This is a genomic window from Streptomyces sp. NPDC043427 (genome assembly GCF_056436655.1).
In genome coordinates this window covers 394,466-415,738 of sequence record NZ_JBWKCC010000003.1, presented here as the reverse complement: position 1 = coordinate 415,738, position 21,273 = coordinate 394,466, and the positions used below count along the sequence as shown (strand labels likewise).

Genomic DNA, 21,273 nt, shown 5'->3' with positions numbered 1-21,273 from the left:
TCGTCCCACCCAAGACCCTGGAACCGAATCGCACAAGGGTGCACAACGGCACTTTCAGGACCGGCAGCAGCCGCTTCCCGGGTGTTCTCGTACCCGGGAAACTGCGTTGCACCGCCCGACCAGCATCCCTCACGATGCGTTCATGAGCACGACGGGGGAGAGCGACGGGACGGGGGAGGCAGCGCGGCGCGCGGTCACGGCGCCCACGGGGGTGGCGCCGTGAGCGCGCGGCTGCGCGGCATCGCCCGCGAAACCGAGCAGATCGTGACGGCGGGCGCGTACCGCGCGCCGGACGGGCGCGAGGTGTCCCTCGCGGCGGCGATCCGGGCGGCGCGAGAGGGGACGCGTATGGTGGGCCCGGATCCGGTGCCCGTCCCCGAGACGGCCGACTCGGCTGACGGGGACACGCGTATCGAGGTCACCGGCGAGAGCAGCACGGAGGCGGCCCGCCGACTCGCGCGGGACGGCCCTGTCGCCGTGTTGAACTTCGCCTCCGCCCGGAACCCCGGCGGCGGCTACCTCAACGGCGCCCAGGCCCAGGAGGAGGCCCTGTGCCGCGCCTCCGCGCTGTACGCGTGCCTGGTCGAGGTCCGCGAGTTCTACGACCATCACCGCGCCCACCGCGACCCGTTCTACACGGACCGCGTCATCCACTCACCGTCCGTCCCCGTCTTCCGTGACGACCGCGGCCGCCTGCTGGACGAGCCGTACGCCGCGGGATTCCTGACCTCGGCCGCGCCGAACGCCGGCGTGGTCCTGCGGACGGCCCCCGAGCGCGCGGCCGAGCTGCCGCGGGCCCTGAATGTCCGGGCCGAACGGGTTCTGGAGACGGCCGCAGCCCACGGTTACCGGCGACTGGTGCTGGGTGCCTGGGGCTGCGGGGTGTTCCGCAACGACCCGGCGCAGGTGGCGGGCGCGTTCCGGGCGCTGCTCGACGGACACGGCGGGCGATTCGCGCGCACCTTCGAGCATGTGGTCTTCGGGGTACTGGACCGGACGCCGGGCAGTGTGGTGCGCGGCGCCTTCGAGAGGGCCCTTCAGGTCCAGCCGTAGCGCTCGTGCAACCGGTGCCGCACCAGGTTGAAGCGCATCCGGTCCAGCGCGCACGCCTCCCTGCGCATGCCGTCCTCATGCAGCCTCAGCACCCGGTCGACATCCACCCAGGACTCCCGCCCGGAGCGGTCCCAGGGCCCGCTGCCGATCGCCACCCACTCCCGGTCGCCGTCATGGCGCTTGCTGGAGAGCTGCACGGCGAGGAACGTACCGCCCGCCTCGCGGGCGACGACGAGCACCGGGCGGTCCTTGCCCCGGCCGTCGTTCTCCTCGTAGGGGACCCACGTCCAGACGATCTCGCCGGGGTCGGGGTCGCCGTCGTGCGCGGGGGAGTACTCGGTGCGCACCGGGCCCACCTCGCGGGTGTCGGCCTCGATGGTCGCGGAGGGGCCGAAGCGGCCCGGGACGTTCTCATCAGTAAACGCAGTCACGGGGGCACCTTAAGGGCTGCCCCCGTGACCACGGGTCCTCATCTGTCCTCGACCGGCACCTTCTGCGAGGGCGGGCCCGCGACCCCGTTGAGGGACGGAGGCCCGTTCGGAGTCTGCCCGTTCGGCTGCCCGCTCTGGTTCATGGACGCCAGCAACTGCCGGGCCAGACCCAGTCCGGTTCCGCCCATGGTGAGTGCCTTCGCGAACAACTCGGCCATGCCGTCGGCGCCGTTGAGCAGCACCATGTTGTCGACGTTGCCGAACGCCGATGCCCCGGCCTGGACGATCTCCGGCCACTTCTCGGCGAGTTGCTGCGCGACCACGGCCTCCTGGTTCTCGGCGAGGGCGGCGGCACGGGCCTTGATGGCCTCCGCCTCCGCGAGACCGTGCGCCTTGGTGGCCTCGGCCTCCGCCAGGCCCCTGGCCTGCGCGGCGGCGGCCTCGGCCTCACCGGTGGCACGGGTCGCGGCTGCGGTCGCCGTACCCCGGGCCTTGGTGGCCTCGGCCTCGGCTCCGGCGGCGGTCTTCACCCGGGTCGCCTCGGCGGCGGCCGCGAGCTCCGTCTCCTTCGCCTTGGCCTGCGCCGCCGAGATCCGCGCGTCGCGCTCCGCCTCGGCGAGCGTGCGCTTCTCGTACGCCTTCGCGTCCGCGGGCTTGCGGACGTCGGCCTGGAGCTGCTGCTCACGCCGGTGCGCCTCCAACTCGGCGACCCGGGTCTCCTGGACGACGACCTCCTGGCGGGCGGCCGCGTCGGCGAGGGGCCCCGCCTGACGGGCCTTGGCGCCCGCCTTGTCACGCTCGGCCTGGTAACCGGCCTGGAGGATCTCGCTGTCGCGGGTCGCTTCCGCCATCCGGGCGAACGAGGCCTGCTCCGCCTCCGTGGCGAGACGATTCGCCTCCGCCTGCGCGATGCGCGCGTCCCGCTGCACGGCCGCCGCGTGCGGCATCGCCAGGTTCTGGATGTATCCGGTCGGGTCCTCGATCTCGTGGATCTGCAGCGAGTCCACGATCAGGCCCAGCTTCTCCATCTCCGTGCCGCACGCGGCACGGGTCTGCCCGGTGAGCTTCTCCCGGTCGCGGATCATGTCCTCGACCGTCAACCCGCCCACGATGGACCGCAGATGACCGGCGAAGACGTTGTGCACCCGCTCCGACATCAGCTTCTGCTGGTCGAGGAAACGCCGGGCCGCGTTGGCGATCGACACGAAGTCGTCGCCCACCTTGAAGATGACCACGCCCCGCACCTTCAGCGGAATGCCCTGGTGGGTCACGCAGTCCACCTGCAGTTCGGTCTCGTTCAGGTCGAGCGAGAGCTTGCGCACCACCTGCACCCCGGGCATCACCAGCGTGCCGCGCCCCGTGACGATGCGGAAGCCCATCCCCTCCTCCAGGCCCTCCATGCGGTGCTTGGAGCCGGAGATGACGAGTGCCTCGTTGGGTTCCGCGACCCGCCACATCAATTTGAACAGACCGACCAGAGCGAGGACGGCGACAACCGCCACCCCCGCAACGACGCCGACAACCATCGGCATACGCCCCCTTTGCATGGTGCCCTTACGGCACCGAACGAAGGGAGTGTGCTCCTGCGCGACCTCGGGGTACAGAGGCCGACGGATCCTTGTCGAAACCTTGACGCGTACGGCTCTCAGCTGTGCCGAGGCGGTCTCAACTGTCGTACGCCGGCGTCACGTAGACGGTCCTGGGCGGCAGATGCTCCACGACCATCACCACCGTCCCGGGCGCGATGCGGCCGGTCCCGTTCGCCGGGTACGCCAGGAAGTGCTCGGCCCCGCCCCGCACCCGGACGATCACCTCACCGACGAGCCCGGGCCCGACCGTGCCGGTGACCCGCCCCATGAGCCCGACCAACGACGCGTCCTCCATGGGCACAGGGTAAGGGCCGCCGCGCCCGGAGGGCCTCAGTCCGCCGCGTGATCGGTCGACTTGACGGTCATCGGTGTGTGGGGGCGCGGCTCCCGTCGCACGAGGGAGACCACCGTACGGTGCTCCGGCGTCTTCACCAGGATCTGCGGCGGTAGGCCCGCCCAGCCACCGTGTCCCTCCGCGAGCCGGTCCACCTGACTCCGGTACAGCGTGACGCCCCCGGTGACCGCCTGGGCGCACAGCACCGCCAGGATCCCCGGGCCCAGAATCGACGCGTTCCCCAGCATCTCCGCGACCATCACCAGCACCCCGAGCGGAGCGTGGGCCACCGCGCCCAGACAGGCCGCCATGCCCACCGCCACCGGCACCAGCGGACTGCCCGGAGCGAACCCGACAGGCTCCGCCAGCCGCCCCAGGGCCGCACCGACTCCGGCGTTGGGGTCTAGTGCGCTCGCACCCCTGCGGGCTCGCGTGGTCACATCTCCGGGAGCCGGGAGCCGGGAGCCGGGAGCCGGGAGCCGGGAGCCGGGAGCCGGGAGCCGGGAGCCGGGAGCCGGGAGCCGGGAGCCGGTGGGCCCGCCCGGCTCACACCGGGACAGGCACGGCGCTCACGAGCGGGGCCTTGCGCGCGCACCCCTGGGGGAGCTGCCTGGGCGCGTGCTCACACCGCCGGGGAGGAGTCCGTCACCGCCGTGTGCGGGGGCCAGAGTTCGTGCCAGCGCAGCTCGGACTCCAGTTGGGCGGCGAGCGACAGGAGCAGTGGCTCGCTGTCGGCCGGGCCGAGGAGCTGCGCCCCGACGGGCAGACCGCCGGGTGCGAAGCCCGCGGGCACGTTGACGCCGGGCCAGCCCAGGACGTTCCACGGCCAGGCGTAGGGGCAGGCGGCGATCATGGCGCGGTCGGTGGCGAACCCGCTCAGGTTCAGCATGGCCCCGATCCGCGGCGGGGGAGCGGCCGTAGTCGGGGCGAGGACCACGTCGTACGTCTCGAAGAAGGCGCCGATACGGCGGTGCAGGACCGCTTCCGCTCGTCGCGCCGCCCGCAGCGGTGCGCCGGCGAGCAGCCGGCCCAGCCGGGCGGCCTCGCGGGTGCGCGGGTCGAGCAGCGCGGGGAAGGGCGCCTCGGCGACCCACTCGGCGATCCCCGCGGTCGCCCGGGGGATGAACGTCAGCCCGATCTGCCCGTACGGCGGGTCGGCCTCCTCGACGGTGTGTCCCAACGCGGCGATTTTGTCCGCGAGTTCGACGACCCGGGTGCGCACCTCGGGAAGCAGACGGGCGGGCAGCGCGGTGAACGGTGGTTTGAGCGCGAGCGCGACACGCAGCCGGCCGGGGTCGCGGCCCACCGCGGCAAGGGCGTCGACGGCGGGTGGCCGGTGCGGATCCTGGGCGTGGTTGCCGCTCGCCGCGTCGAGGAGCAGGGCGCCGTCCGCCACGGTCCGGGTGAGCGTGCCGTTGACCGTGATGCCCTGGAAGGACTCGCCGCGCGGCCAGGTCGAGATGCGGCCGCGCTGCGGCTTGATGCCGATCAGATGGGTCCAGGAGGCCGGGATGCGGACCGAGCCGGCCCCGTCGGAGCCGAGGGCTGCCGGCACGAGACCGGCGGCGACGGCGGCCGCCGAACCGCCCGACGAACCGCCCGGGGTGTGCTCGGTGCTCCACGGATTGCGGGTCGCGCCGAACGCGGGGCCCTCGGTGAAGGGCCACTGCCCCAGCTCGCAGGTGTTGGTCTTGCCGACGATCACGGCCCCGGCCGCGCGCAGCCGCCGTACCGCCTCGCCGTCCTCGGCCACCGGTGGGTGCTCGCCCTGGCAGCCGAACGCGGTCGGCTCGCCCGCCACGTCCATGTCGTCCTTGACGGCGACGGGCACCCCGAGCAGCGGGCGGCGCGCCCCGCCGGCCAGTTCCCGGTCGGCCGCCTCGGCCTCGGCGAGCGCCGCCTCGGCCCGGACCACACGGAAGGCGTTGAGGGTGCCCTGCGCCGCCTCGATCCGGGCGAGCGTGCGCTCCACCAGCTCGCGGGCCGACACCTCCCCGTCGGCCAGCGCACGGGCGGTCTCCGCCAGGCCTTCGGCGCGGTCGGCGCGGTCGCCAGGGTCGAGCGTCATGCGGGTACCTCCGGGCACTCCGGGACGGCGTTGTCCTACCGAACGGTAACGTGTGGTGGCGCGATGACGGAACGCCACGCGCGCGCAGGAGAGGTACTCGGGTCCGACATCAGCCGCCGAGAGCAGCGCTCCCACCACAGCTCTCCCACAGGGTCGGTTCCGTGCTGCGCAAACCATTGACGCGCACGTGCCCCACCCCTACCTTTCGATCGACTTTCCGAACCCCGTTCGGGATGTCGAACGACCGAGTCTTTGGGACTCCTCAGCACCAGGGAGAGCCGCACGTGACCAGACGTCCCCCCAGCCCGTCCCGCCGCACCCTCCTGCGCGCGCTGGCAGCCCTGCCCGCCTCGGCGCTCGTGCTGGGCGAGGCGCCCGGCCTGCTCGGCACGGCCCTCGCCGCGGCCCCGCCCAGCGGCTCGGCCACCCGTTACACCATCGTCCCGTTCCTCAACAGCAACGACGGCACGGTCAACGTCTACCAGTCCGACGACGCCACCGACTTCCGCCTGGTGAAGTCCTCGGCGTACACCCCGCCCAGCAACCGCATCCGCGACGCCAGTGTCTTCAAGCACACGGACGGCTTCTACTACATCACCTACACCACGCACACCTGGCAGGACGTCAGCACCACCATCGGCTTCGCGCGCAGCAGCGACCGCGTCAACTGGACCTTCCTGTACGACTACACGGTCCCGATCGCCAACCTGTCCCGCGCCTGGGCGCCCGAGTGGTTCGTCGACAGCGACGGCAGCGTCAACATCATCGTGTCCTGCTCGACCACCAACGACCAGTGGATCTTCACCCCTTACCTGCTCAAGGCCACCAACTCCGCGCTGACCGCTTGGAGTTCACCGGCCGCCCTGTCCGGTATCGGCTCCAACCACATCGACACGTTCATCGTGCGGATCGGCTCGACCTACCACGCCTTCACGAAGAACGAGACGACCAAGTACATCGAGTACGCCACCGCCTCGCGCCTCGCCGGCCCCTACACGATCTCGAAGACCGGCGACTGGGCCGGCTGGGGCAGCTACCGCGAGGGCCCCGCGCTGGTGCAGCTCGACAACGGCGCCTGGCGGATCTTCTTCGACGGCTACGGCGACGGCAAGTACTACTACAGCGACAGCTACGACACCTTCGCCACCTGGAGCGCGCCGAAGGCGCTGCCCGCCATCTCCGGTACGGCGCGCCACTTCACCGTCATCAAGGAGACGGTGTCCGGCGGAGCGAGCCTCGCGAAGAACGTCACCCGTTCCTTCCAGTCGGCCAACTTCTCCACCCGCTACTGGCAGGAGCAGTCCTCGCTCCTCAACCTGCCCGTGGTGAGCGGCTCCAGCAGCAGCGCGGAGAAGCAGGCGTCCACCTTCACCGTCGTCGCCGGTCTCGCCGACGCGAACGGCTACTCCTTCCGTGACGCCGCCGGCAACTACCTTCGCCACTACGGGTTCCGGGGCCGCTTCGACCCCAACGACGGCACCTCGACGTTCGCCAAGGACGCCACGTTCATCGCCCGTACGGGCAGCGCGAGCGGCTCGCTGCGCTTCGAGTCGTACAACTACCCCGGCTACTACCTGCGCCACTACAACTACCAGCTCCGCGTCGACCCGGCCGACGGCACGGACCTGTTCCGGCAGGACAGCTCGTTCGTGCCGGTGACGGCCTGGGCCTGACCTGCACCCCTGCTGACCTGCGCGGTTGTCCTGGTGGCTCCGGAATCCATGGTGCAGCGCGCTGCACCATGGATTCCGGGGGCCCAGGCCGGCCGTCACGGTAGGGAGATGGCCCTGACGGACTGGTCCCCCGAGGACCTCCATCACCTCGCCCGGCGCCGCGCTCTTCCGCCGCCTCGTCGACGACTTCGTCACCCACGCCGAGGGCCCGGTGGAGGCCGGCCCCTCGGCCTGAAGGCGGACGGCCTCTCGACGCTCAGGGGCGTGCCAACCTGCGTATCTCCAGGGCAAGTTGGAGTCTGAGTCGGCCCTGCGGGGTCCGTACCGGCCAGCCGAGCAGGTGTTCGGCGTGGGTCAACCGGTCCTGGAGCGTGGAGTGGTGCACGTTCGCCTCGGCGGCGGCCGCCCGCAGGCTCGCCGTCGTCGCCACGGCGTGCAGCGTCACCAACAGCCAGGGCGCGTCCGCCGCGGCCGCGTCCAGGTCCTGCACGTCGGGCGGCGGCTCGCCCCCTGGTACGACGAGGTCGGCCAGCAGCGCGAGACCGCCGAGCTCGTCGGCGTACACGACCCGCGGGCCGGGATCCTGCGCGGTGCCGTCGGCGGTGAACCGCAACGCGGTGCGCGCGGCGGCCCAGGAGCGGGGCAACTCGGTGAGGGGGACGGCGGGGCCGACACCGGCACGCGGGGAGCCGGGTGGGCCTGAGGCGGGACGGCCGACCGGGGCTTGTGGCTGTGCGGTGGGGAGGGGGGCGCGGGCGCCGGGGCGCCCGACGGGCGTTTCGGCCGGCCCGTGCTGCTCGATCTGCTCGATCTGGTCGATCCGTGCGTCCGCGGGGAGGACCCGTGGCCGCCCGCCGAGCGGGGCGAAGGCGCGGGCCTGTGCGCCCGGGGCCAGTCCGAGGCGGCGAGCGGCGTGCAGCCGGGCCGCCTCGGGGGCCGTGGCGTCGACCACGGTCTCGACGAGGGCGGGGTCGTCGATCGGTGCCCGGCCGCGCGTACGGTCGAGGACGAGCCGTACGGCACCCGCGGCCCGCTCCAGGATCACCGCGTCCACCACACTGGGCGCGGCCCCGGCGCGTTCCAGCCACAGCGCCGGAGCACCGCCCGGCCTCAGCGCGGCGGACGGCCACCGCGGATCCGGTGGCAGGTCGGTGTCGCGGCGCGTGCCGTCCGCCTCGACCCGGACCCGCACCAGCCGGTCCACGTCGACGAGCCGCGCCGCCACTCCGGCGAGTACGGCGGCGCCCCGCACCAGCGCCTCCATCCCCGCCCGGGACTCGGCCAGTCGATCGAAGTAGGCGATGACCTGCACAGCGGCCCCGGCATCCGGGTCCAACGCGGTCAACCGCCCGGCCAGCTCTTTCATGGGCCCATGATGCGCCAGCCGCCGGGCCCTCGGAAGTGCGACGCCGGATCCATACCGGCGCCGGGAGCGCAGGCGCCGCGCCAGTCTGGCCGGGCCCGCCCCGGGATCGGTGTCCCCACGGACGCCGACGCCGGCGAACCGGAACCCGAAGGCTGGTCGCCTCCCATGCGCCGGGGGTGGGCACGCCGACCCTGCGTTGACCGGGTACGCCGGGCCTGTGTCGTTCGGGCGCGCCGGGCCTGCGTTGGCCGGGTACGCCGGGCCTGTGTCGTTCGGGCGCGCCGGGCCTGCGTTGGCCGGGTACGCCGGGCCTGTGTCGTTCGGGCGCGGAGAGCCTGCGTTGGCCGGGCGCGCCGAGTCTGCGTCGATCGGGCACGCAGGGCCTGCGTTGGCCGGGCGCGCCGAGCCGGCGTCCCCGGGGGCTCGGGGCACGGCGCGCCCGTTGGCCGGGCACGCAGGGCCTGCGTTCGCCGGGCGCGCCGAGTCTGCGTCGCCGGGGACACGGGCACGGCGGCGCGCTCAGCACCCGAGGGGCAGGATCAGTCTGGGCCGCCGGGACCACCCGCGCGCCGGTCGGCGTCCGGCCAAGCCCCGCGGCCAGCGCCCGCCCTCACTCCGCGAGCAGCCTCCGCAGCCAGTTCAGTTGGGCTGCTCGGGCCGAGCGGGAGAGGGCGGTCTGGGGGGCGAAGCCGTCGAAGCCGTGGAAGCCGCCGGGCCAGACGTGGAGCTCGGCGACGCCGCCGGCCTGCCAGATGCGGGAGGCGTAGGTGACGACCTCGTCGCGGAAGGTCTCCGCGGAGCCGACGTCGAGGAAGGCCGGGGGCAGGCCGGAGAGGTCGTCGGCGCGGGCGGGGGCCGCGTAGGGGGAGACGTCGAGGCCGCCGCGCAGCTCGCCGAGGAACGCCGTCCACCCCGTCTCGTTGGCCGTACGGTCCCAGATGCCGAGGCCCGCCATCTGCTGAGCCGACGGCGTGTCGTTACGGTCGTCCAGCATCGGGCACATGAGCAGCTGACCGAGCGGGCGCGGGCCCTGGCGGTCCCGCAGGAGCAGCGTGAGCGCCGCGCTCAGGCCGCCACCCGCGCTGGCCCCGGCGACCACGATCCGCTCCGGGTCGGCGCCCAGCTCCTTGGCGTTCTCGGCGGTCCACATCAGCCCGGCGTACACGTCCTCGACCGGCGCCGGGTAGGGGTGTTCCGGCGCGAGCCGGTACTCCACGGACACCACCACGGCGTCGAGCTCCTTCGCCCAGGCCAGCGGCCCGTCCACCCCGACCCGGTTGTTGCCGAGGATCAATCCGCCGCCGTGGACGTGGTAGATGAGGGGGCGCGGACCGGAGGTCGCGGGGGCCGTGGGACGGCAGATCAGCAGCGAGATCGGGGGCGCCCCCTCGGGGCCCGGCACCTCCCGGTCCTCCACCTCGAAGAACCCGTCCAACGTCAGGTCCAGCTCGGCCAGCAGCTCGATGCCGGGGCCCCGGCGGGCGTCGTCGATCTCCTCCGGCGTGATGCTCGGCGAGATCATGTCCTTGATCAGTTCCAGGGCGGCGGCGAGTTCGGGGTCGAACGGGGGCGGGACCGAGGTCATGGCTACTCCTCATGCGGAACGCGGCGGCTCGTGCGGCCCCATGATGAGCGCACGCCCGGCCGCCCGGACCGCCGCCGTACGGCGGAACCTGCCCGCCATTCGGCGGGTCGCCGCCCCCGCTGACCTCGTTTCTTACCAGGGCATGACCTTTCGTTCACCTCCCGGAGGTGGAACGGATCGAGCCATCCGACAACGATGTCCATTCCCCAACAGGATCCCCACAGGCCCCAGGAGTACCTCCGTGAACGTGTCCCTCACCGTCTGGCTACTGACCGTCGTGGCCCTGTGCGCCCTGGTCGGCGTGGACTTCTTGATCGGCCGCAAGCCCCACGAGGTGACCCTCAGGGAGGCGGGGACCTGGACGATCGTCTGGGTCGTGCTGGCGTGCCTTTTCGGCCTCGGAGTGTTCCTCTACGGCGGCGGACAGCCGACCGGCGAGTTCTTCGCCGGCTACATCACCGAGAAGTCGCTGAGCGTCGACAACCTCTTCGTCTTCGTCCTGATCATGGGCAAGTTCGCGGTGCCGACGCAGTACCAGCAGCGGGTGCTGATGGTCGGCGTCATCATGGCGCTCGTACTGCGCGCCGGCTTCATCGCCGCGGGCGCCGCGATCATCTCCGCCTTCTCCTGGGTGTTCTACCTCTTCGGCGCCTTCCTGATCTGGACCGCGTGGAAGCTGGTCCAGGACGCCCGCAAGGAGGAGCACGACGAGGACTACCAGGAGAACAAGCTGCTCAAGGCCGTCGAGCGCCGCTTCGGTGTCGCCGACCGCTACCACGGCACCAAGCTGTTCATCACCGAGAACGGCAAGCGGATCATGACCCCGATGCTGGTCGTGATGCTCGCGATCGGCTCCACCGACGTGCTCTTCGCGCTCGACTCCATCCCCGCGATCTACGGGCTGACCCAGGACCCGTACATCGTGTTCACCGCCAACGCCTTCGCGCTGATGGGCCTCAGGCAGCTGTACTTCCTCATCGGTGGCCTGCTGAGGAAGCTGGTCCACCTGTCGTACGGCCTGTCGATCATCCTGGGCTTCATCGGCGTCAAGCTGGTGCTGCACGCGCTGCACGAGTCCGGGGTCAACGTCCCGGAGATCAGCATCCCGTTCTCGCTCGGCTTCATCGTGCTCGTCCTGGCGATCACGACGTTCACCAGCCTCAGGGCGTCCAAGAAGCTGGAGCGGCAGGCCGAGGCGAGCGGGGCGTAGCGCGGGTCGGTCCGACGCGGGGGTCAGTCCGTCGCCGGGGCCGCGTCCGCGCGCATCATCACGCAGTCGAACTCGATCACCCGGCCCGTGTTGGCCTCACGCGTCACGGGGTACATCCCGGTGATCCCGAAGCCGCCCGCCTCGTAGGTGGCGATCGCCTCGCTCATGCCCGGGCTGCCCTCGTACAGCCGCAGCACGGCGACCTCCGACTGCAGCCCGACGAACTCACCGACGCGCTCACCGGCGCCGGCGAACACCTCCAGGTCGTAGCCCTGGGTGTCCATCTTGAGGAAGGGACGCGGGTCGGTGATCCCGTCGAGGGCCTTCTCCATCATGCCGTCGAGGCGGCGGATCTGGATCTCCTCCGTCTCGGACTTGGCGAACCGCAGATAGCGGTCCTTGCCGTAGTCGCTGGGCGGCAGGACGGAGTTCATGCTGTTCCAGCCGGTGTGGATGGTGCTCGCCGTGTCCTCGCGGCCGAGGCCGTAGTGGTACACCCACCAGTCCGGATCGTTCTCGGCGGCCTTCTGGAGCTTGGCGAAGGTTCCGGCGGTGGGCTCGAAGGACACGATGCGGCCGGTGTAGCCGTGGCGGCGCAGCCGGCGGGCGTACTGGCCGGCGTTGGCGCCCACGTCGAACACGCAGTTCACGCCGTAGAACTCCAGCATGGCGGCCACGTGCTGGTGGCAGAGGTACTCGGCCGCCGCGAGCTGCAGCTTGCGCTCGTCCTGCAGGGCGGCGGGGTCGAGCAGGAGGCGCGCGCCGCTGTCGCCGAGCCTGACACTCGCCGACTGGGCGCCGCCCTGTTCCCCTTCCGCGCGGGACTTGCGGCGCCGCACCACCCAGGTGTCCTCGCCGGCGCCCGTCACCGACCAGCGGCCGTTGTCCCGCGCCACCACGTCCGCGCCCTGGGCCAGGGGCATTCTGAGGCGCCGGTTACGCCGTGAGACCACCGCCGATCCCGGACCGAGGTCGGTCACGTGCAAACCAAGTCGAGGCATCAGAGTCAGCAGTCGTCGATAAAGTGTCTGCATCCGTCCAGCCAATCAGAGATGACGGCCGGTAGTCGCGGGCTTGAACGATTTTTCGGCACCTTGACCCAGAAATCGCTTGCGCGACGTCTCGCAGAGCGATCAGAGGCACGCGGAAAGGGGGCCGGAAGACTCCGGCCCCCGTTCCGCGTGCCTCAGGCGGCGATCACGCGGCGGCAGGCTCGCCCGCGTGGCCGTGCAGGCGCGCGACGACCTCGGTCAGCTGGGCGGCGACCTCGACGTCGTCGGCCGGGTGGGTCTCGGCGAAACGGGTCAGGGAACCGGGGATGGAGAGCTTGATGTCCTCGATCACCTTGCCGCCCGCGATGCCCACGGACTTGCGGGTCTCGTCCTGCGCCCACACGCCGCCGAACTGGCCGAACGCGGTGCCGACCACGGCCACCGGCTTGCCCCCGAAGGCGCCGGCGCCGTACGGGCGGGACAGCCAGTCGATGGCGTTCTTCAGGACGGCCGGGATGGTGCCGTTGTACTCGGGCGAGAAGAAGAGGAAGGCGTCGGAGGCCTGTGCGGCCTCGCGCAGCTTGGCGGCGGCGGCCGGGACGTTGCCCTCGACGTCGATGTCCTCGTTGTAGAACGGGATCTCCGCCAGGCCCTCGAACAGCTCGACCTCCGCACCCTCGGGAGCGAGCTTGACGGCTGCCTCGGCGAGCTGGCGGTTGGTCGAGCCGGCGCGAAGGCTGCCGACGAGCGCAAGAATGCGAACGGACATGCGAACTCCCTGACGTGTGAAACAGTGCCGTTAGATCCGGACCGGGGTCCGTTTAGCTTTTGTATCACTCTAAACGGACCGCGGTCCAGTTTTCTTCCCGGTGCTTTACGCTGTTTTCATGTCCGCCGCCCCGCCGCCGTTCCCGAAGTCGCAACAGTCACTCGCCGCGCCCGAGTTGTTGCAGCTCGGACCCGTCGAGGAGGAGCCCTGCCTGCGCGCCGACGCGGCCCGCAACCGGGCCCGGCTGCTGGAGGCGGCCGCGCGGCTGGTGGCGGAGCACGGCGCGGCCGGGGTCACCATGGAGGCGGTGGCGGTCGCGGCCAACGTGGGCAAGGGCACGGTCTTCCGTCGCTTCGGCGACCGCACCGGCCTGCTGACGGCACTGCTCGACCACTCCGAGAAGAAGTTCCAGGCCGCCTTCCTCGGCGGCCCCCCGCCGCTGGGTCCCGGGGCGCCCCCCGTGGAGCGGCTGCGGGCGTTCGGCTGCGCCCTGCTGCGCCGCTCGGTCGACGAGCTGGACCTCCAGCTGGCGGCCGAACCGAGCCCCGAGCGCCGCTTCTCCGTCCCGGTCCGACAGCTGCACCACAGCCATATCGCCCTGCTGCTGCGGCAGGCGGTGCCGGACGCGGACAGCGAGATCCTCGCCCACACGCTCATGAGCAGCCTCAACCCGGTCCTGATCCACCACCTCACCGGCCGCTGCGGGATGCCGCTCGAGCGTCTGGAGGCGGCCTGGTGCGATCTGGTCGCCCGGGTGACGCGTACGTCGCCCGGGTGACGCGTACGGTGTGAACCGGCACCATATGTGCGCCAGTTCGTAGAAATCCGGACGATGTTCCCCCGCCGGGACCCCCGTTCCCCGCTTCTGCCAAGATGCCGTACGTCATGGTGCAGATACCGAAAACGCCCGCGCCCCTGCCGTCCCCCGCACCGCGCCCGGTACCCACGAGCGCCGATGTGGCCCGCCTGGCCGGCGTCTCGCGCGCGACCGTCTCCTACGTCCTGAACAACACCAGCGCCGTACGGATCAGCGAGCCCACGCGCCGCCGGGTCCACGAGGCGGCGAAGGAGCTCGGGTACGTACCGCACGCGGCGGCCCGCAGCCTGCGCGCGGGACACAGCCGGATCGTCCTGATGCCCGCCCCGCCCGTCCCTGCCGGCCCGCTGTACAGCCGGTTCGTGCACGACTTCCAGCGAGCGCTCAGCCGGCTCGACTACACCGTCGTCCAGTACGGCGTCAGCGGCCTGCGCGGTGACGAGGCCGCCCGGGCATGGGCCGAGCTGCGGCCCGTCGCGGTGCTGGTGCCCGGCCCCGGCATCGGCCCGGACGGGGTGGCCGTCCTCAAGCGGTCCGGAGCCCGGGCCGTGGTGACGCTCGGCGCCGAGCCCGTCGAGGGCGCCCACGCGCTGCTCATGGACCACGAGGGCGTCGGCCGGAGCGCGGCCGAGCACCTCTACGCCCGCGGCCGCCGCCGTATCGGCGTCGTCGTCCCCGAGGAGCGGGGCATGGAGATGTTCTCCCGGCCCCGTCTGGACGGCACCCGCGCCGCCCTGCGCGGCACCGACGCCACCGTGACCGAGCTGCCGCTCGCCCATACGGAGGAGTCCGCGGCCGCCCTCGCCGCCCGCTGGCGGGACCTGGGCCTGGACGCCGTGTTCACGTACAACGACGAGTACGCCATGCTGCTGATGCGTGCCCTGCAGGACGAGGGCGTGCGCATCCCCGAGGACACGGCCGTGATCGGCGCCGACGACCTCATGCTCGGCCGGCTGCTGCGGCCCCGGCTCAGCACCGTCCGCATCGAGCTGCCCTCAGGGCGCGACCTCGCCGGACTCGTCGACCGCGCGGTGCGCAACCCGGGAGCCGAGCCCGAGGCGCGTGAGACATACGGCGCGACGGTGGTGCGGCGCGAGTCGAGCTGAATCACCAGGGTCACACGGTGCTCACCCGGCGTTCCCGCCCGTTAGGCTGTTGAGCGCTCAACCAAAGGGTAGGCGTTCGACCACCGCATGCTGAATCGGAGAGCCGTCATGCCGTTGCTCGACCAGAAGACCTGGCAGTCCCGCACTCTGGCGGGCCCCGAGTACGCCGTCACCGAGCCCGCCACCGGCGACCGGCTCGGCACGGTCACCCTCGCCGCCGCCGAGGACGTCCGCCCGGCCGTCCAGGCGGCCCGCGCCGCCCAGACCGAATGGGCCCGCGTTCCCCACTTCGTCCGCGCCGGAGTGCTGCGCAAGGCCGGTGACCTGTTCGCGGCCCACGCCGAGGAGCTGCGGGAGTGGCTCGTGCGGGAGTCGGGTTCCATAGCCGGCAAGGCGGACTTCGAACTGCACGTCGCCGCCCAGGAGTGCTACGAGGCCGCCGCCCTCGCCTCCCAGCCGGCCGGCCAGGTGCTGCCCAGCGAGGCCCCGCGCCTGTCGTACACCCGGCGGGTCCCCGTGGGCGTCGCGGGCGTGATCGCGCCGTTCAACGCCCCGCTGATCCTCTCGATCCGCTCCGTGGCCCCAGCCCTCGCGCTGGGCAACGCGGTCGTGCTGAAGCCGGACCCGCGCACCGCGGTCTGCGGCGGGCTCTCCCTCGCGGCGGTCTTCGCCGAAGCGGGCCTGCCGGAGGGGCTGCTGCAGGTCCTGCCCGGCGGCCCCGACGTGGGCCAGGCGCTGGTCGCGGACCCGCAGGTACCGGTGATCTCCTTCACCGGCTCCACGGCGGCCGGACGCGCCGTCGGCGAGGCGGCGGGCCGCCACCTCAAGCGCGCCCACCTCGAACTCGGCGGCAACTCCGCCCTGGTCGTCCTGGAGGACGCCGACCTCGACGCCGTGATCTCCACGGCCGCCTGGGGCTCCTTCTTCCACCAGGGCCAGATCTGCATGACGACCGGCCGCCACCTGGTGCACCGCTCCCTCTACGAGGAGTACGTCGAACGGCTCGCCGCCAAGGCCGACTCCCTGGCCGTCGGCGACCCGCACCGCGCGCAGGTCCACCTCGGCCCCCTCATCGACGGCACCCAGCTCGCCAAGGTGCACGCACTGGTCGAGGCGAGCACCGGCGCGGGCGCCAAGCTGGCCGCGGGCGGCACCCACGACCAGCTCTTCTACCGCCCGACCGTCCTGGCCGGCGTCGACGACCACACCCCCGCCTACGCGGAGGAGGTGTTCGGCCCGGTCGCGCCCGTACGGCCCTTCGACACCGCCGACGAGGCGGCGGCCCTGGCCGCGAACAGCCCGTACGGCCTCTCGCTGGGCATCGTCACCCGCGACACGGCACGCGGACTCGACCTCGCCGAGCGCATCCCCACCGGCATCGTCCACATCAACGACCAGACCGTGAACGACGAGGCCGTGGCCCCCTTCGGCGGCATCGCCGCCTCCGGCACCGGCGCCCGCTTCGGCGGCGAGGCCAACCTGGAGGCCTTCACGGAGCTGCGCTGGACGACGGTGCGGGGCGACGTGGCGCCGTATCCCTTCTAAGAGCCTGTTGCGAACGTCCCGTCGTCCGCCCGCAGGGCGGGCGGGACGTTCGCAACACGCCCCAGGCCTGTCCGCCCGGGCCGGGGTTCACTCGGCCTGGGCGTTGGCCTGCTGCTCGGCGATCGACTTGCGGACCTCGTCCATGTCGAGCTTGCGGGCCTGCCCGATGACGTCCGTCAGGGCGGCCTCGGGCAGGGCGCCCGGCTGCGCGAACACGGCGACCTGGTCACGGACGATCATCAGCGTCGGAATCGACTGGATCCCGAAGGCCGCGGCCAGCTCGGGCTGCGCCTCGGTGTCCACCTTGCCGAACACCAGGTCGGGGTTCTCCTCGGCCGCCTTGTCGTAGACCGGCGCGAACTGACGGCACGGCCCGCACCAGGACGCCCAGAAGTCGATCAGGACGAACTCGTTGTCCGTGACCGTCTGGTCGAAGTTCTCCTTGGTGAGCTCCACGGTGCTGCTCATGGCGTGAATCCCTCTTCCTGGGTGTCGGGGGCGAAGCCGTCGGCACAACACGGCCGCACGACCACCTATTCCGCATGGTGTCCGGCGCGCATACCCATGTGGCCACGTCGCACACCACCCACCAGACTGACCCCATGACGGAAACGGAAACCATCGCGTACGACGTCGTGGTGCTCGGGGCCGGGCCCGTGGGGGAGAACCTCGCCGACCGCGCCCGCGCGGCCGGCCTCACCACCGCGGTCGTGGAGAGCGAACTGGTCGGCGGCGAGTGTTCGTACTGGGCCTGTATGCCCAGCAAGGCCCTGCTGCGCCCGGTCATCGCCCGCGCCGACGCCCGCCGCGTGCCGGGCCTCAGCCAGGCCGTGCAGGGCCCCCTCGACGCGGCCGCGGTCCTTGAACACCGCAACTACTACACCTCGAACTGGAAGGACGACGGCCAGATCCAGTGGTTGGAGAGCATCGGAGCCGACCTCCACCGCGGCCACGGCCGTCTCACCGGAGAGCGCACGGTGACCGTCACCGGCCCCGACGGCGAGCGGCGCGTGCTCACCGCCCGGCACGCGGTCGCGGTCTGCACCGGCAGCCGCGCCCAACTGCCCGACCTGCCCGGCCTCGCCGACATCAAGCCCTGGACCAGCCGGGAGGCGACGAGCGCGCAGACCGTCCCCGGTCGCCTGGTCGTGGTCGGCGGGGGAGTGGTGGCCACGGAGATGGCCACCGCCTGGCAGGCCCTCGGCTCCGAGGTCACCGTCCTCGTGCGCGGCAAGGGCCTGCTGAACCGCATGGAGCCCTTCGCCGGCGAACTGGTCGCCGAGGCCCTCACCGAGGCCGGCGCCGACATCCGCATCGGTACGTCCGTGGAGTCGGTGGCCCGCGAGAACGGCGGCGTCGTGGTCGTCACCGACCGCGGCGACCGCATCGAGACCGACGAGATCCTCTTCGCCACCGGCCGCGCCCCACGCACCGACGACATCGGCCTCGACACGGTCGGCCTTCAGCCGGGCAGCTGGCTGTCCGTCGACGACAGCCTGCGGGTGACCGGCACCGACTGGCTCTACGCCGTCGGCGACGTCAACCACCGGGCACTGCTCACCCACCAGGGCAAGTACCAGGCCCGCATCGCCGGGGCCGCCATCGCCGCCCGCGCGTCCGGCGCGGCGATCCCCGAGTCGGAGCCGTGGGGGGCCCACGCCGCGACCGCCGACCACGCCGCCGTCCCCCAGGTCGTCTTCACCGACCCGGAGGCCGCCGCCGTGGGCCTCTCCCTCGCGGAGGCCGAACAGGCCGGCCACCGCGTCCGGGCCGTGGACGTGGACCTCTCCTCGGTCGCCGGCGCCGGCCTCTACGCCGACGGCTACCGCGGACGCGCCCGCATGGTGGTCGACCTGGAGGAGGAGATCCTGCGCGGCGTCACCTTCGTCGGCCCCGGCGTCGGCGAACTCATCCACTCCGCGACCATCGCTGTCGCCGGCCAGGTACCGATCAGCCGGCTCTGGCACGCGGTGCCGTCGTACCCGACGGTCAGCGAGGTGTGGCTGCGGTTGCTGGAGGCCTATCGGGGGTGAGCCGAGGGCTCGGAGGAGGCGGGGGAGGGTGCGCGCCGAACGGTGCGGGCCACCTCCTCGGCGGCCCGAGCCTGCTGCTCCAGCACACGTTGCCCAGGCCGTGGAAGATCCCGACCGCCTCGCGGAGCAGCTCGGCCGCGGCGCCGAACTGCCCGAGCAGCGGGCGCGCCGCGCCGAGATCGGGCAGCGCCTGTCCCACGCCGAGCACGTCGCCCACGTCGTGGAAGGCGGGCGTATCGCCGGGTCGGCGGGCAGCAGCGGCCGTACCTGCTCCTCGGAAGCGGCGTCGCCCAGAACTCCGCGTCGCGGTAGGACAACGCGCCCCTCCCCACAGGCCGATCGCGCCACGGGCCGATCGCGGGTGTCACCCGCCCTCAGCCCGGGGGCCTCAGTCCGGGGTTCTCAGCTCGGGGCCGTCAGTCCGGCAGGCGGAACCCCAGGGCCGCGGCCGCCCGGTCCGGTGTCGCCTGCGCCCAGTACTCGGCCGCCGCCTGGTGCGAGGACAGCGAGCGCAGCTCGGCCCGGTCCAGGTAGAGGACGCCATCGAGGTGGTCTGTCTCGTGCTGCACGATCCGTGCCGGCCAGCCCGTGAACACCTCGTCCAGCGGGCGCCCGTGCTCGTCCTCGCCGGTCAGCCGCACCTCGGCGTGCCGCGCCACCACCGCCTGGTAGCCCGGCACGCTCAGGCAGCCCTCGAAGAACGCGGCACGGGCGGTGCCGACGGGCTCGTAGACCGGATTGACCAGTACCCGGAACGGCTGCGGCACCCGGCCCCGGACCACTCTGATCTCCTCCGGAACCGGCGCCGGGTCCTCGATGACCGCGATCCGCAGCTCCACGCCGACCTGCGGCGCGGCGAGGCCGACGCCCGGCGCCGCACGCATGGTGCGGCGCAGGGCCTCGACGAAACGGGCGAGGAGCGCGGGCTCCAGCTGGCCCTCGAAGCGCTCGGTGCCGTGCCGCAGCACCGGGTCACCGGCCGCGACGATGGGCAACGGGCCGTCGGTGGCGAGGAGTTCCTCGACCCGCTCGGCGAGGGGCGCGCGGTCAGGGAAAGATGCCATCGCGCCAGGATGCCACGGCCTCCCACGACGACCGGTGCGCTCTGGCGTAACGCTCTGGTGTGACGCAGACCACTGAATTCGCCGGGAACTCGGCGGCGCCGCACCCCGACTACTGGAGCGACACGGGCTGAGACAGGCCCCGGACCCCGGAGAAACCCGCCGATGACCACCGCTTCCTCGACCTCCCCCACTTCCGGCTCCGCTCCAGCGGGGGGACCCCCATCGGACGAGGCCCCGCAGCCGAGCGCCCCCGCGCCGACCCCCGGCAGATGGGCCCCGCTGCGTCCGCTGATCCTGCGACTGCACTTCTACGCCGGCGTTTTCGTCGCGCCGTTCCTGCTTGTCGCCGCCGTCACCGGATTCCTCTACGCCGGCGCGTTCCAGGCCGAGAAGCTCGTGTACTCCCACGAGATGACCGTGTCCGTGGGCGAGGCGAAGCTGCCGATCTCGGAGCAGGTGGCAGCCGCCCGCAAGGCCCACCCGGAGGGCACGGTCTCGGCCGTACGTCCCTCCCCCGAGGCCGACGCGACGACCAGGGTGCTGCTGTCCGGTGTCGAGGGCGTCGACCCGACCCACACCCTGGCCGTGTTCGTCGACCCGTACACCGGCAAGGTGCGCGGCGACCTCGAACAGTACGGCGCCTCAGGTGCGCTGCCGCTGCGCACCTGGATCGACGAGTTCCACCGCGATCTGCACCTCGGCGAGAACGGCCGGCTCTACAGCGAGTTCGCCGCGAGCTGGCTGTGGGTGATCGCGGGCGGCGGCCTGGTGCTGTGGTTCTCCCGGCGCCGCGCCCAGCGCAAGGTGCGCGGCACGAGCGGGCGGCGCCGCACCCTGAGCCTGCACGGCAGCGTCGGCGTGTGGGCCGCAGTCGGGTTCCTCTTCCTCTCGGCGACCGGCCTGACCTGGTCGACGTACGCCGGCGCCAACATCGACGAGCTGCGCACCTCGCTCGGTCACTCCACCCCGTCGGTGTCGACGGCAGCGGGCGGCGATCACGCGGGCCACGGCGCGGCGGCCGGCTCCGGCTCCGGCGGGGACGCCGGGCACGGCGTCGGCCTCGACAAGGTGTTGGCGGCCGCGCGCGCCGAGGGCCTCGGCGACCCGGTCGAGATCGTTCCGCCCGCCGACGCCTCCTCCGCCTACGTCGTCAAGCAGGTGCAGCGCAGCTGGCCCGAGAAGCAGGACTCGGTCGCGATCGACCCGGCGACCGGCGAGGTCACCGACGTCCTGCGGTTCGCCGACTACCCGGTCCTGGCGAAGCTGACGCGCTACGGCATCGACCTGCACACCGGCGTCCTCTTCGGCCTGGTCAACCAGATCGCCCTGATGCTGCTGGCGCTCTCGCTGATCCTGCTGATCGTGTGGGGCTACCGCATGTGGTGGCAGCGCGGCCGCGGGTCCGCCTTCGGCCGCCCGATCCCGCGCGGCGCCTGGCAGCAGGTGCCCCCGCAGATCCTCGTCCCGCTGGCGGCCGCCGTCGCCGTCCTCGGCTACTTCGTACCGCTGCTGGGCATTCCGCTGGTGGCGTTCGTCGTGGCGGACGTGGCTCTCGGGGAGATCGCGTACCGGCGGGGGCGGCGGACGTACGGGAAGGCGACGTAGCGGCAGGCACGGGCGTGGCGCCACGCCGTGACA

19 protein-coding genes are annotated in these 21,273 nt (G+C 72.6%); 8 read left to right on the top strand and 11 right to left on the bottom strand.

What is annotated here, in order from left to right:
- Window positions 1-219 precede the first annotated feature (219 nt).
- Window positions 220-1,053, top strand: coding sequence for a TIGR02452 family protein (locus tag AC067M_RS09220; RefSeq protein WP_478696359.1), 834 nt, complete (start codon window positions 220-222; stop codon window positions 1,051-1,053).
- Here AC067M_RS09220 and AC067M_RS09215 read toward each other — a convergent pair.
- From AC067M_RS09215 to AC067M_RS09195, 5 genes are all read right to left on the bottom strand, one after another.
- Window positions 1,038-1,484 (bottom strand): type II toxin-antitoxin system PemK/MazF family toxin, encoded by a 447-nt coding sequence (locus AC067M_RS09215; protein WP_478696358.1) that lies wholly within the window; start codon window positions 1,482-1,484, stop codon window positions 1,038-1,040. The two genes, AC067M_RS09220 and AC067M_RS09215, sit on opposite strands and share 16 nt — an antisense overlap.
- Window positions 1,485-1,522: 38 nt before the next feature.
- The gene (locus AC067M_RS09210) at window positions 1,523-3,016 is read right to left on the bottom strand and encodes a flotillin family protein (protein WP_478696357.1); all 1,494 of its coding nucleotides are present in this window, start codon (window positions 3,014-3,016) and stop codon (window positions 1,523-1,525) included.
- Window positions 3,017-3,149: 133 nt separating this feature from the next.
- Window positions 3,150-3,368, bottom strand: coding sequence for a hypothetical protein (locus AC067M_RS09205; protein ID WP_478696356.1), 219 nt, complete (start codon window positions 3,366-3,368; stop codon window positions 3,150-3,152).
- 35 nt (window positions 3,369-3,403) lie between these two features.
- The gene (locus AC067M_RS09200) at window positions 3,404-3,847 is read right to left on the bottom strand and encodes a chloride channel protein (protein WP_478696355.1); all 444 of its coding nucleotides are present in this window, start codon (window positions 3,845-3,847) and stop codon (window positions 3,404-3,406) included.
- A 182-nt stretch (window positions 3,848-4,029) separates the two neighbouring features.
- Window positions 4,030-5,475, bottom strand: coding sequence for an amidase (locus AC067M_RS09195; protein ID WP_478696354.1), 1,446 nt, complete (start codon window positions 5,473-5,475; stop codon window positions 4,030-4,032).
- A 284-nt stretch (window positions 5,476-5,759) separates the two neighbouring features.
- Here AC067M_RS09195 and AC067M_RS09190 point away from each other — a divergent pair, with 284 nt between their 5' ends.
- Entirely contained in the window at window positions 5,760-7,148 is a 1,389-nt protein-coding gene (locus AC067M_RS09190) for a glycoside hydrolase family 43 protein (protein WP_478696353.1), read from the top strand.
- Window positions 7,149-7,404: 256 nt separating this feature from the next.
- Here AC067M_RS09190 and AC067M_RS09185 read toward each other — a convergent pair whose 3' ends face one another.
- A complete protein-coding gene (locus AC067M_RS09185) occupies window positions 7,405-8,514 on the bottom strand; it encodes a helix-turn-helix domain-containing protein (protein WP_478696352.1) in 1,110 nt (369 codons plus the stop codon).
- 610 nt (window positions 8,515-9,124) lie between these two features.
- The gene (locus AC067M_RS09180; RefSeq protein WP_478696351.1) at window positions 9,125-10,099 is read right to left on the bottom strand and encodes an alpha/beta hydrolase; all 975 of its coding nucleotides are present in this window, start codon (window positions 10,097-10,099) and stop codon (window positions 9,125-9,127) included.
- Window positions 10,100-10,340: 241 nt separating this feature from the next.
- On the opposite strand from AC067M_RS09180, the gene AC067M_RS09175 reads away from it, so the two are divergent.
- Window positions 10,341-11,309 carry a TerC family protein gene (locus tag AC067M_RS09175; protein WP_478696350.1) on the top strand — a complete coding sequence of 323 codons (969 nt, stop codon included), beginning with the start codon at window positions 10,341-10,343 and terminating at the stop codon, window positions 11,307-11,309.
- 23 nt (window positions 11,310-11,332) lie between these two features.
- Here the strand turns inward: AC067M_RS09175 and AC067M_RS09170 are convergent, their stop codons facing one another.
- Together AC067M_RS09170 and AC067M_RS09165 are read right to left on the bottom strand one after the other, a co-directional pair.
- Complete coding sequence (locus AC067M_RS09170) at window positions 11,333-12,232, bottom strand: FkbM family methyltransferase (protein ID WP_478696349.1); 900 nt, start codon at window positions 12,230-12,232, stop codon at window positions 11,333-11,335.
- A gap of 274 nt (window positions 12,233-12,506) precedes the next feature.
- The gene (locus tag AC067M_RS09165) at window positions 12,507-13,070 is read right to left on the bottom strand and encodes an NAD(P)H-dependent oxidoreductase (protein WP_478696348.1); all 564 of its coding nucleotides are present in this window, start codon (window positions 13,068-13,070) and stop codon (window positions 12,507-12,509) included.
- 118 nt (window positions 13,071-13,188) lie between these two features.
- Here AC067M_RS09165 and AC067M_RS09160 point away from each other — a divergent pair, with 118 nt between their 5' ends.
- From AC067M_RS09160 to AC067M_RS09150, 3 genes are all read left to right on the top strand, one after another.
- Window positions 13,189-13,848 (top strand): TetR/AcrR family transcriptional regulator, encoded by a 660-nt coding sequence (locus tag AC067M_RS09160; RefSeq protein WP_478696347.1) that lies wholly within the window; start codon window positions 13,189-13,191, stop codon window positions 13,846-13,848.
- Between the two features lie 95 nt (window positions 13,849-13,943).
- Window positions 13,944-14,993 carry a LacI family DNA-binding transcriptional regulator gene (locus AC067M_RS09155; protein ID WP_478696346.1) on the top strand — a complete coding sequence of 350 codons (1,050 nt, stop codon included), beginning with the start codon at window positions 13,944-13,946 and terminating at the stop codon, window positions 14,991-14,993.
- Window positions 14,994-15,101: 108 nt separating this feature from the next.
- On the top strand, window positions 15,102-16,538 hold the full coding sequence (locus AC067M_RS09150) for a benzaldehyde dehydrogenase (RefSeq protein WP_478696435.1): 1,437 nt from the start codon (window positions 15,102-15,104) through the stop codon (window positions 16,536-16,538).
- A gap of 87 nt (window positions 16,539-16,625) precedes the next feature.
- Here AC067M_RS09150 and trxA read toward each other — a convergent pair whose 3' ends face one another.
- Window positions 16,626-17,006, bottom strand: coding sequence for a thioredoxin (gene trxA, locus AC067M_RS09145; protein WP_478696345.1), 381 nt, complete (start codon window positions 17,004-17,006; stop codon window positions 16,626-16,628).
- 134 nt (window positions 17,007-17,140) lie between these two features.
- Between trxA and AC067M_RS09140 the strand changes: the two genes are divergently transcribed.
- Window positions 17,141-18,571: a dihydrolipoyl dehydrogenase family protein gene (locus AC067M_RS09140; RefSeq protein WP_478696344.1), complete on the top strand. Its 1,431-nt coding sequence runs from the start codon at window positions 17,141-17,143 to the stop codon at window positions 18,569-18,571.
- 416 nt (window positions 18,572-18,987) lie between these two features.
- Here AC067M_RS09140 and AC067M_RS09135 read toward each other — a convergent pair whose 3' ends face one another.
- Window positions 18,988-19,635 carry a peptide deformylase gene (locus AC067M_RS09135; protein ID WP_478696343.1) on the bottom strand — a complete coding sequence of 216 codons (648 nt, stop codon included), beginning with the start codon at window positions 19,633-19,635 and terminating at the stop codon, window positions 18,988-18,990.
- 162 nt (window positions 19,636-19,797) lie between these two features.
- Between AC067M_RS09135 and AC067M_RS09130 the strand changes: the two genes are divergently transcribed.
- On the top strand, window positions 19,798-21,240 hold the full coding sequence (locus AC067M_RS09130; protein WP_478696342.1) for a PepSY-associated TM helix domain-containing protein: 1,443 nt from the start codon (window positions 19,798-19,800) through the stop codon (window positions 21,238-21,240).
- Window positions 21,241-21,273: the final 33 nt, after the last annotated feature.

What these genes read in the sequence shown, in the direction of transcription:
- trxA (WP_478696345.1), bottom strand. Translation starts at nt 17,006, where the DNA reads ATGAGCAGCACCGTGGAGCTCACCAAGGAGAACTTCGACCAGACGGTC.
- AC067M_RS09185 (WP_478696352.1), bottom strand. Translation starts at nt 8,514, where the DNA reads ATGAAAGAGCTGGCCGGGCGGTTGACCGCGTTGGACCCGGATGCCGGG.
- AC067M_RS09150 (WP_478696435.1), top strand. Translation starts at nt 15,102, where the DNA reads ATGCCGTTGCTCGACCAGAAGACCTGGCAGTCCCGCACTCTGGCGGGC.
- AC067M_RS09155 (WP_478696346.1), top strand. Translation starts at nt 13,944, where the DNA reads ATGCCGTACGTCATGGTGCAGATACCGAAAACGCCCGCGCCCCTGCCG.
- AC067M_RS09130 (WP_478696342.1), top strand. Translation starts at nt 19,798, where the DNA reads ATGACCACCGCTTCCTCGACCTCCCCCACTTCCGGCTCCGCTCCAGCG.
- AC067M_RS09165 (WP_478696348.1), bottom strand. Translation starts at nt 13,070, where the DNA reads ATGTCCGTTCGCATTCTTGCGCTCGTCGGCAGCCTTCGCGCCGGCTCG.
- AC067M_RS09180 (WP_478696351.1), bottom strand. Translation starts at nt 10,099, where the DNA reads ATGACCTCGGTCCCGCCCCCGTTCGACCCCGAACTCGCCGCCGCCCTG.
- AC067M_RS09210 (WP_478696357.1), bottom strand. Translation starts at nt 3,016, where the DNA reads ATGCCGATGGTTGTCGGCGTCGTTGCGGGGGTGGCGGTTGTCGCCGTC.
- AC067M_RS09140 (WP_478696344.1), top strand. Translation starts at nt 17,141, where the DNA reads ATGACGGAAACGGAAACCATCGCGTACGACGTCGTGGTGCTCGGGGCC.
- AC067M_RS09160 (WP_478696347.1), top strand. Translation starts at nt 13,189, where the DNA reads ATGTCCGCCGCCCCGCCGCCGTTCCCGAAGTCGCAACAGTCACTCGCC.
- AC067M_RS09135 (WP_478696343.1), bottom strand. Translation starts at nt 19,635, where the DNA reads ATGGCATCTTTCCCTGACCGCGCGCCCCTCGCCGAGCGGGTCGAGGAA.
- AC067M_RS09170 (WP_478696349.1), bottom strand. Translation starts at nt 12,232, where the DNA reads ATGCCCCTGGCCCAGGGCGCGGACGTGGTGGCGCGGGACAACGGCCGC.
- AC067M_RS09205 (WP_478696356.1), bottom strand. Translation starts at nt 3,368, where the DNA reads ATGGAGGACGCGTCGTTGGTCGGGCTCATGGGGCGGGTCACCGGCACG.
- AC067M_RS09195 (WP_478696354.1), bottom strand. Translation starts at nt 5,475, where the DNA reads ATGACGCTCGACCCTGGCGACCGCGCCGACCGCGCCGAAGGCCTGGCG.